This window comes from Novosphingobium sp. (genome assembly GCF_049240505.1).
GTDB lineage: Bacteria > Pseudomonadota > Alphaproteobacteria > Sphingomonadales > Sphingomonadaceae > Novosphingobium.
On record NZ_JBMLSM010000003.1, the window covers coordinates 1 to 8,563 of the forward strand.

The window sequence follows — 8,563 nt, forward strand, 5'->3', positions numbered from 1 at the left end:
ACCTCGTAACACTGGGTGTCGCCTTAGCTCGTAAAACTGGGTGTCCATTGACAGGGTCGCGCAGGGGCCAAACCAAATGCGCTGTCCGGGGCGGACATGGCGGCTTTGCACTGCTTTATCAGTGTGTCGGCGAAATTCATTCCACGAGCCGCAAATGAGGTTTCCTTACCGGGCTTCTCGGGCTTCCCATGTAGGCTGAGTGCTTTGTGGTAAGATCTTGTGAATGTAAGGCTTACGTTCAACGGGTTATCGTTGAATTTGCTATCACTGCGGATGAGGCCATACTTCTTGTCATCACCATCGAATGATGCAGATGCGCCGAGAATCAGAGAATCAGAAATGACTCTCTGCTTGGCATTTGATTTGTCGGCTGACACTCGCCTTCTTGGCAGAGGAATGGCGAATTTGAGATCTGCGGTCTTGCCAGAACCAGATGTTGAAAACCTTGAAGTGATCGGTTCACTTCCGGATACGAAGCTCAGTTTCCTGCGGTCATCTCTATTTGAATCATACACTTTGCCTTCGAGATTGTTTATGTATTTTACAAGGGCGCGTTCCGAAGAGTTTCTGTAGTCGTTATTGTTAATATTTTTTGGATCATAAGCGGCGTAGTAAGTAATGTCATGACCCATTTTTAAAATGAAATTTTGGCATGAAGGGCTAATAAATGCTGCGCCCGCATAGCAATCCATTCGGGCCAATGAATTTGGGATTTCATTCGGGGTAGTGGTAACGTTATTAGCTGCTAACGCCTTGGTGACAGCGTCTTCCGCTTCTTGCGCTTTCTTGAGAGCTGCTTCGGCATCAATGCGTGCGCTTTTTGCTTTCTGATGGAGCTCCTGCAATTCAGCAATCGAAATAGGTGGCCGGTCACCCTGATTGGCAAGTGCTGTACTGCCACACGTGACCAACATTGCGGTGGTTGCGAGCTTCAGCGAACGGAACTGCGCATTTATCTTGGCCACGGTTGCCCCCTTGCGAATGTGACGAAGCAGCAGGGTCTTTGTCGCAAGAGATTATGTCAATAAGTATGCATAAATTTTTTCATTCCGGCGATATCTATTGCTTTACTTTTAATGAAGCTTCGTATGTCACGTTGTTATTCAATTTCGAAATGTCGTAACTCAAGGCCTGTCCAGCACATACCCCAATGAGCGCACCGTGCGCAGCGGCGAACCTGCGCCGACATCACGCAGCGCGCGGCGCAGGCGGCTGACCCAGGCGTCTACGGTGCGTTCGTCGATGGGCTGATCGTGCTTGCCCAGCGCGGTGATCAGTTGCTGGCGGCTGAAGACGTGGCCGGGCTGTTCCATCAGATAGCGCAGCAGGCGCAGTTCGTTGGGCATGAGCATCAGCGGTTTTTCGCGCCAACGGGCTTGCAGGGCGGAAAGATCGAGCGTGAGATCGCCCATTTTCAGAACACGGGCAGGGGCTTCGTGTTCGGGAAGCTGGATCGACAGCACGCGGTCGAGCAGGGCGCTGCGGTCTACCGGGCCGAGGATGTAGTCGTCTGCGCCGGCGCGCAGGGCGCGGCGCTTGGCCTCGGCATCGTCCTCTTCGAGGATGACGGTGATGTGAGAATCCTGACCGAGACTGTCGGCGCAGCGCAACCGGCGGCAGAGTTCGAGGCCGGACATTTCGGGCAGCACCCAATCGACGAAGGCCCAGGGCTTGCCTTCCATGAGCGGCAAGGGGCCGTCCGATTTCCAGCGGTGGAAAACCACGCGCAAATCGGAATGCTGGAAGGTGTCACGCCCGCCGGGAAGGTCGTCCGTCAGCAGAATGTCGATACGCCGCATGTACAATTAGCCCCTGTCGATAGGGGCTTTCTGTCGCGGTTTTGTGACGGGCGAATGACGATGTTACAGCGGTGGCGAGGTTTTGGCGAAAGCGTGGGGAGTGCATCCTTCGACAGGCTCAGGATGAGCGGAAGTGGGGAAGATACCATTCCTCCAATCCGCTCTCCCTGAGCTTGTCGAAGGGCGCTTACACCGGCAGGCCGACGTAGTTTTCGGCTATGCTGGTCTGTGCTGCAGCGCTGGTGGCGATGTAATCGAGTTCAGCCACCTGCATGGCGCGTTCGAATGGGCCGTCATCGGGGAAGCGGTGCATCAGTTTGGTGAGCGACCATGAGAAGCGTTCGGACTTCCAGACGCGGGCCAGCGCCTTGGCGGAATAGCCTGTGATGGCATCGTTGCTGGCGCTCTTGAAGAAGGCCGTCAGCGCTTCGGCGGCGTAGTGGACGTCGCTGGCGGCAAGGTTCAGGCCCTTGGCACCGGTGGGCGGCACGATGTGGGCCGCATCGCCGCACAGCAGCAGGCTGCCGTGGCGCATCGGTTCGAATACATAAGAACGCAAGGGCGCGATCGACTTTTCGATGGAGGGGCCGCGCGTGATGTTGGCGGCGGCTTCAGGGCCGAGGCGGACGGCGAGTTCGTCCCAGATGCGGTCGTCCGACCAGTCCTCGATCTTCTCGGTAAGCGGCACGTCCACGTAATAGCGACTGCGGGTGTGGCTGCGCATCGAGGCGAGCGCGAAGCCGCGTTCGTGGTTGGCGTAGATCAGTTCGGGATTGCAGGGCGGGACATCGGCCAGAATGCCAAGCCATCCGAAGGGATAGACACGCTCGAACTCGCGCGCGACGCTGGCAGGGATCGCCTTGCGGCTGGGGCCGTGGAAGCCATCGCACCCGACGACAAAGCGCGCGTCGATGCGCTGTGCCACGCCATCGAGCGTGTAGGTGACGAAAGGCGCGTCGCTTTCGATATCGTGCAGGGCAACGTCATCGGCGCCATAGATGATCTGAAGCCCGCGTGAGGGCGCAGCGTCCATCAGATCCCTGGTGATCTCGGTCTGGCCATAGACGACCACGGTCTTGCCGGTAAGGTCGGCCACATCGATGCGGATCAGGCGTTCGCCATCGGCAAGGTTGAAGCCTTCTTCGACAAGGCCTTCTGCCTTGAGCCGGGCATCAAGGCCGAGGCGGGACATGAGGCCGACGGTGATCTGTTCCAGCACGCCCGCGCGGATGCGGCCGAGGATATAATCGGGCTGCTGGCGCTCCACGATAACGCAATCAATGCCTTCAGCCTTGAGCAGGTGTCCCAGCAGCAGGCCAGCGGGGCCTGCGCCGACAATGGCGACCTGAGTCTTCATGGCAAATTCTCCCACGCGCCCGCGCAGGGATGCGGGCTTCCAAGCATGGAAATTTGACAGCACGGGCAGAATTGCGGAAGGCAGAGGCAGGACAAACTTCTGGCACTTTCAGGACATGGCACAGGCAATTCCCAGCTACGCACTTTATGGCGAGGGAGAAGCGCGACCACCGGGTGGCTTTGCGCATATCGAAACGATTGCCGAACGTAGCGCGCTGCACGATTGGGAAATCGGCGTGCATCGCCACGACCATTTCGTGCAAGTCCTGCTGGTAGAAGAAGGACACGCGGCCGTCATGCTGGATGGCGTGGAGCGGGGGTTGGAGGGGCCGGGCCGCGTGATCGTTCCGGCAGGCGCGGTGCATGGCTTTCGCTTCCGGCTGGGCACGCGCGGATTTGTCCTCACCCTGTCCACAGACTTTTCCACACGGGCAAATGGGCCAGTTGATCCGCTGCTGGCGGCACTGGCACGGGGTGGCGTGGCGGAACTCATGGCGGATACTGCCCGGCGTGCTTTCTGGCTGGCGCGCGAAATGCTGGGGCTGCAACAGGAATGGCAGGAGCAAGACCCCCTGTTCATGGCACTGGCCGAAGCGCTGATCCGCTGCGTGGCGGTGGAGGCCACGCCAGACGGCGGTGCACGCGCTGACCGGCGACTGGAACGATTCCGGCAACTGGTTGAGCTGCACTATCGTCAGCACCGCGATCTGGATTTCTACGCCGGTGCGCTCGGCATGACCCGCCGCACGCTTTCGCGCATGACGGTGGCGGGGTTGGGGGCCAGTCCGATGGAGGTTATCCATCGCCGCATGGCATTGGAAGCGCACAGGTTGCTGCGATTTACCAATGCGACGGCAACGCAAGTGGCGGCTGAACTCGGCTTTGACGACCCCAGCTACTTTTCGCGCTTTTATCAGCGGATGACGGGAAGGCGCCCTTCGGCGGACAAGGTGATAGCCGCCTGAAACTGCTTGTTTCGCCTGCAAACTCCGCTATGAAATTTTCACGGATATGAACCAAAGCAATATGCGGATTGCTTTGGGTTAGTGGTTTGCCGCGTTTTCCGGGGCAGCAGGTGATCCCACCTGCTTCGAAAACGCTAAAGCGGAGAGGTTTGCGAAATGGCCAAGATCAAGACCACCCACGTTGGCAGCCTCCCGCGCGGGGATGAACTGACTCCGCTGTTGCTGGCGCGCGACAAGGGTGAACCTTATGATGCGGCGGAATTTGACCGCGTCGTTTCGGCGGCGGTCGATGCCGGGGTGAAGGCGCAGGTCGAGGCTGGCGTCTCGGTCGTTTCCGACGGCGAACTGGGCAAGGTCGGCTATTCGACCTATATGATCGAGCGGCTTTCGGGCTTTGGCGGGCACATTGATCGCAAGCCTGCGGCGGATCTGGCCGAAGTGCCGAACCTTGTGAAGAAGCTGTCTGCGATCATGGGCAGCCAGGAATTCGTGCGCGCATCGTGCATCGGTGATGTTCGCCTGATTACGCTTGATCCGCTGCACGAGGACATCCGCCGCTTCAAGGCCGCGTTGGAAAAGCACGCTGCACCCGATACCGAAGCCTTCATGAACGCAGCATCGCCGGGGCTGATCACCGCGTTTCAGGTGAACCGCCACTATCCGACACATGAAGCCTACCTGGCCGATCTGGTCGATGCGATGCGTGAGGAATACGAAACCATCGTCAACGAAGGATTCTATCTACAACTTGATTGTCCCGATCTGGCGATGAGCCGCCACACCGGGTATCAGGATCTGTCCGACGCGGAATTCGTGAAGGTTGCCGAAGCGAACGTCGAAGCGCTGAATGCGGCCACTGCCAACATTCCGCCTGAAAAGATGCGGATGCACATCTGCTGGGGCAACTATGAAGGCCCGCACGATCACGACATCCCCCTGGAGCGCGTGATCGATACCGTGCTGAAGGCGCGCCCCGCCACGGTGCTGTTCGAAGCGGCCAATCCGCGCCACGAACATGAATGGGCGGTGTGGAAGGACGCCAAGCTGCCGGATCACAAGATCCTTGCACCGGGCCTGATCGACACCTGTTCGAACTATATCGAGCATCCCGAACTGATCGCGCAGCGGATCGAACGCTTTGCATCGTTCGTGGGGGCCGACCGCGTTGTGGCCAGCACCGACTGCGGGTTTGGCACTTTTGCAGGCTACGGCAAGCTCGATCCCATCGTGACCTGGCGCAAGCTCAAGTCTCTGCGCGAAGGCGCGGATATCGCCGCGAGCCGGCTGTGACCGCTGAAGAACGGCGTGCGGCGGAGGCGGATTGCGCGCGGCTGGTGGCGCTCTATGCCAATCTCAACGACGAGGCGCGGTGGGATGAAGTGGCTGCGCTCTATGCCGAGGATGGGGTGATGTATCGCCCGACCGCGCCCGATGCGGGCGTGGAGGGGCGTGAGGCGATCCTTGCCGCTTTCAAGGCACGCCCACCCCGCAAGACGCGGCACGTCTGTTCGAACGTGGTGATCGATGTGGAAAGCCCGACCACGGCGCGCGGCACCAGTGCCATGCTGCTGTTCACGGGTGATCCCGCCCCGCTGGTGGGATCGTTCCATGACCGGTTCGTATTGACGGCAGACGGCTGGCGCTTTTCCGAACGGCGGGGTAGCCTGACCTTCTGATGGCCAGTGCCGCCGCCTCGAACCCGGTCAAATCCGCGATGCGCACGCTCGACGTGATCGAGTATGTCGTGGCGCATCGGCAGGGCGCGGTGGCGCAGGAGATTGCGGGCGCGCTGGCTATTCCGGTCAGCAGCCTGTCCTATCTGCTCGGCACCTTGACCGACCGGGGATATCTGGCGCGCGAAGGGCGGCGGTATTTGCCGGGGCCGGGATTGGAGCGGCTGCGTGCGCCCGATGCGGCGCTGACGCTGGACGATCGCGTCAGGCCGCTGGTGCGGGCACTGCGCGGTGAACTGAACGAAACCTCGTCGTTCATGGTGCGGCGTGGGTGGGAGGTCGAAGCGCTGGTTACCGAGGCGAGCGATCAGGCGTTGCGTTATGCGGTCGATCCCGGCACGCGGCGTCCGCTTCATGCGCTGGCTTCGGGCAAGGTCATGCTGGCGTGGCTGCCTGAGGCGGAATTGGCCCTGTATTTTGCGCAAGTGCAGCGCGAACGATTGACCGCCGCAACCCGCACCAGCGAAGCAGACCTGCGCGATGATTTCAGCGCGATCCGCAGCGAAGGTGTGTGTGTGGCGCGCGAGGAGGCTACGCCCGGAATCTGCGGCACCGCAGCGCCTGTGTGGATCGATGGAGAACTGGTGGGCGCGTTCAGCGTTGCGGTGCCCGCCGTGCGTTTCGATGCCGCCAGCGAGGCGCGCATCCGCAGCTTGCTTATCCGCACGGCTGCGGCAATTCAGGGGGAATGATGAAAGCGAACCGCCGCACTGTGGTGCAATCTCTCGGTGTGCTGGCCAGCGCGCTTGCCCTACCGCTGCCAGCGCTCGCGGCGCGTGATCCCCGACGCTACCGGGTCATCGTGGACAACGATCTGTCGGGCGATCCCGATGGGCTGTTCCAGCTGGCGCACCATCTGCGTTCGCCCTCGGTCGAGATACGGGCGATCATCGGATCGCACATGCACGAGAATGAACCTTGGGGCGGCCCGGGCGATCAGGCCAAAGCCTCTGCTGCCAAGGCGGTCGAGGTGCTGGCAAAGCTGGGCATGGAAGGCAAAGTGCCGGTTTTCGCAGGCGCTGCAAAAGCCATAGCATCGATGAAGGTGCCAGTGCGCACCGCTGCCACGGACGCGATCATTGCCGAAGCCATGCGCGATGATGCGCGACCATTGTTCTATTGCGCAGGCGCAGGGCTGACAGATCTGGCAATGGCACTGCTGATTGAACCGGCGATTGCCAAGCGCATGACGCTGGTGTGGATTGGCGGGCAGGAATACGAAGGGCTGGGCATCCCCGTGCCGAACGCCACCCCCGCCGAATACAACCTGACGATCGACCGCGTGGCGGCGCAGGTGGTATTCAACCGATCTGCGATTGCGATCTGGCAGGTGCCGCGCAACACCTATCGGCGGATGCTGTTCAGCGCTGCGGAACTCATGGAAATGAAGACGCGCGGCGGCATTTCGGCCTGGCTGGTGAGCGAGGTCGAGAAGGTCTGGGAAATGGTCGCCAAGTTCGACCTTTCGACCGGCGAGACGTATGTTCTGGGTGATAGCCCGCTGGTGACTTTGACCGCGCTGCAATCGACGTTCGAGCCTGATCCGGCGTCGAGCGATTATGTGGTGCGCCCATGCCCGACGATTGGCGATGACGGGCTGTATCAGGCCAATCCGCAGGGCCGCCCGATCCGCATCTATACCACGATCGACACGCGGCTGACCTTTGGTGATATGCTGGCCAAGCTATCGAAATAAGGGCCGGATCGCTCCGGCCCTTTCGTTGCTTCAGGCCTTCATGCCTTCGGTGATGCGCTGGGTTTCGGCGCGGGTCGAATCCGGGCCGGTGTTGCGCTTGTAGATGCCGCCTTGGCCCGCAGCGCGGTTGAACAGATCCGGGTCGCCTTCGCGCTGCTCAAGCCCGAAGAGCGGGAACAGGCCGGGGTGACGGCCAAGGCCACCGAACAGATCGAGGCAGCGTTCGATCCAGTCGCGCAGCGGATCATCGTTGGCGAGGACCGGCGTCTTGCAGACCGAAGCGGTGAACAGGATGCCGCCCATGATGCGGAAGTCCGCATAGTTGGGCGATGACCCGCCGAGCCACCGGTGCTGGCCAAGCGCGGCGCGGAGCGGTTCCAGTGCGGCACTGATCTTGGGCAGGCGCTCTTCGCGTCCGGCCTGAACCTCTTCCAGCTTGCGTCCCAACATCTTTTCGCGGCTGTGGGTCACGTATTCGTGATCCTGCGGCAGCGAAAGGTCGCGGTAGTCCTGACAGAAGCAGAACATCCACGGGCCGACAGCGGCATTCCAGAACCAATGGTCCAGCGCCTTGGTGGTGGCGGCCACGCTTTCATGCGGGATCAGGGCAGGGCGGTCAGGATACTTGGCGTCAAGATATTCGACGATGCCCCAGCTATCGAGAACGAACTCGCCATCATCGACGATGGCAGGCAGGCGTTCGGTCTTGCCGCCGGTCCGCTCCAGGATGCCGGTGAAGCCGCCGGGCACGACATCAAGATCGAAGCCCTTGTGTTTCAGCGCATATTTCGTTGCCCAAACGAATGGGCTGATCGTTGCGCCAGTGGAGAGGGCAAGATCGTAGAAGGTGATGGTGTTGTTCGCGGCCATGACATCCTCATGCTTTTCGTTGGCTGCAGTGTGCCATATTTTGTTAGTAACACAAACTATTTTTGGTCAAAACGTAAAGCCAGAACGCAAAGAGCGCCGGACCCGTCGGGATGGGCCGGCGCTCTCGCTGTCAGGCTTGCGCCT

The 8,563-nt window shown here is 60.6% G+C and carries 9 protein-coding genes; 5 read left to right on the forward strand and 4 right to left on the reverse strand.

What is annotated here, in order from left to right:
* Window positions 1–23: 23 nt before the first annotated feature.
* The 3 genes from ACOVQ0_RS00200 to pobA all read right to left on the reverse strand — a co-directional run bounded on the left by ACOVQ0_RS00200 (window position 24) and on the right by pobA (window position 3,156).
* Window positions 24–965, reverse strand: a complete 942-nt coding sequence (locus ACOVQ0_RS00200) for a hypothetical protein (protein WP_421878484.1) — start codon at window positions 963–965, stop codon at window positions 24–26.
* Between the two features lie 159 nt (window positions 966–1,124).
* A complete protein-coding gene (locus tag ACOVQ0_RS00205) occupies window positions 1,125–1,799 on the reverse strand; it encodes a response regulator transcription factor (protein ID WP_421878487.1) in 675 nt (224 codons plus the stop codon).
* Between the two features lie 187 nt (window positions 1,800–1,986).
* Window positions 1,987–3,156 (reverse strand): 4-hydroxybenzoate 3-monooxygenase, encoded by a 1,170-nt coding sequence (pobA, locus tag ACOVQ0_RS00210; RefSeq protein WP_421878490.1) that lies wholly within the window; start codon window positions 3,154–3,156, stop codon window positions 1,987–1,989.
* Window positions 3,157–3,271: 115 nt separating this feature from the next.
* Between pobA and ACOVQ0_RS00215 the strand changes: the two genes are divergently transcribed.
* From ACOVQ0_RS00215 to ACOVQ0_RS00235, 5 genes are all read left to right on the forward strand, one after another.
* Window positions 3,272–4,120 carry a helix-turn-helix domain-containing protein gene (locus ACOVQ0_RS00215; protein ID WP_421878493.1) on the forward strand — a complete coding sequence of 283 codons (849 nt, stop codon included), beginning with the start codon at window positions 3,272–3,274 and terminating at the stop codon, window positions 4,118–4,120.
* Between the two features lie 156 nt (window positions 4,121–4,276).
* Window positions 4,277–5,410 (forward strand): cobalamin-independent methionine synthase II family protein, encoded by a 1,134-nt coding sequence (locus ACOVQ0_RS00220; RefSeq protein WP_421878496.1) that lies wholly within the window; start codon window positions 4,277–4,279, stop codon window positions 5,408–5,410.
* Entirely contained in the window at window positions 5,407–5,796 is a 390-nt protein-coding gene (locus tag ACOVQ0_RS00225) for a nuclear transport factor 2 family protein (RefSeq protein WP_421878499.1), read from the forward strand. The genes ACOVQ0_RS00220 and ACOVQ0_RS00225 overlap by 4 nt, the downstream gene beginning before the upstream one ends.
* Window positions 5,796–6,545 carry an IclR family transcriptional regulator gene (locus ACOVQ0_RS00230; protein ID WP_421878502.1) on the forward strand — a complete coding sequence of 250 codons (750 nt, stop codon included), beginning with the start codon at window positions 5,796–5,798 and terminating at the stop codon, window positions 6,543–6,545. The genes ACOVQ0_RS00225 and ACOVQ0_RS00230 overlap by 1 nt, the downstream gene beginning before the upstream one ends.
* Entirely contained in the window at window positions 6,542–7,549 is a 1,008-nt protein-coding gene (locus ACOVQ0_RS00235) for a nucleoside hydrolase (RefSeq protein ID WP_421878505.1), read from the forward strand. The genes ACOVQ0_RS00230 and ACOVQ0_RS00235 overlap by 4 nt, the downstream gene beginning before the upstream one ends.
* Before the next feature lie 30 nt (window positions 7,550–7,579).
* Here the strand turns inward: ACOVQ0_RS00235 and ACOVQ0_RS00240 are convergent, their stop codons facing one another.
* Window positions 7,580–8,419 (reverse strand): beta-etherase, encoded by an 840-nt coding sequence (locus tag ACOVQ0_RS00240; RefSeq protein WP_421878508.1) that lies wholly within the window; start codon window positions 8,417–8,419, stop codon window positions 7,580–7,582.
* Between the last annotated feature and the right edge of the window lie 144 nt (window positions 8,420–8,563).

Excerpts from the sequence above, each read along its gene's own strand:
- ACOVQ0_RS00205 (WP_421878487.1), bottom strand. The coding sequence starts at position 1,799 with ATGCGGCGTATCGACATTCTGCTGACGGACGACCTTCCCGGCGGGCGT.
- pobA (WP_421878490.1), bottom strand. The coding sequence starts at position 3,156 with ATGAAGACTCAGGTCGCCATTGTCGGCGCAGGCCCCGCTGGCCTGCTG.
- ACOVQ0_RS00215 (WP_421878493.1), top strand. The coding sequence starts at position 3,272 with ATGGCACAGGCAATTCCCAGCTACGCACTTTATGGCGAGGGAGAAGCG.
- ACOVQ0_RS00220 (WP_421878496.1), top strand. The coding sequence starts at position 4,277 with ATGGCCAAGATCAAGACCACCCACGTTGGCAGCCTCCCGCGCGGGGAT.
- ACOVQ0_RS00230 (WP_421878502.1), top strand. The coding sequence starts at position 5,796 with ATGGCCAGTGCCGCCGCCTCGAACCCGGTCAAATCCGCGATGCGCACG.
- ACOVQ0_RS00235 (WP_421878505.1), top strand. The coding sequence starts at position 6,542 with ATGATGAAAGCGAACCGCCGCACTGTGGTGCAATCTCTCGGTGTGCTG.
- ACOVQ0_RS00240 (WP_421878508.1), bottom strand. The coding sequence starts at position 8,419 with ATGGCCGCGAACAACACCATCACCTTCTACGATCTTGCCCTCTCCACT.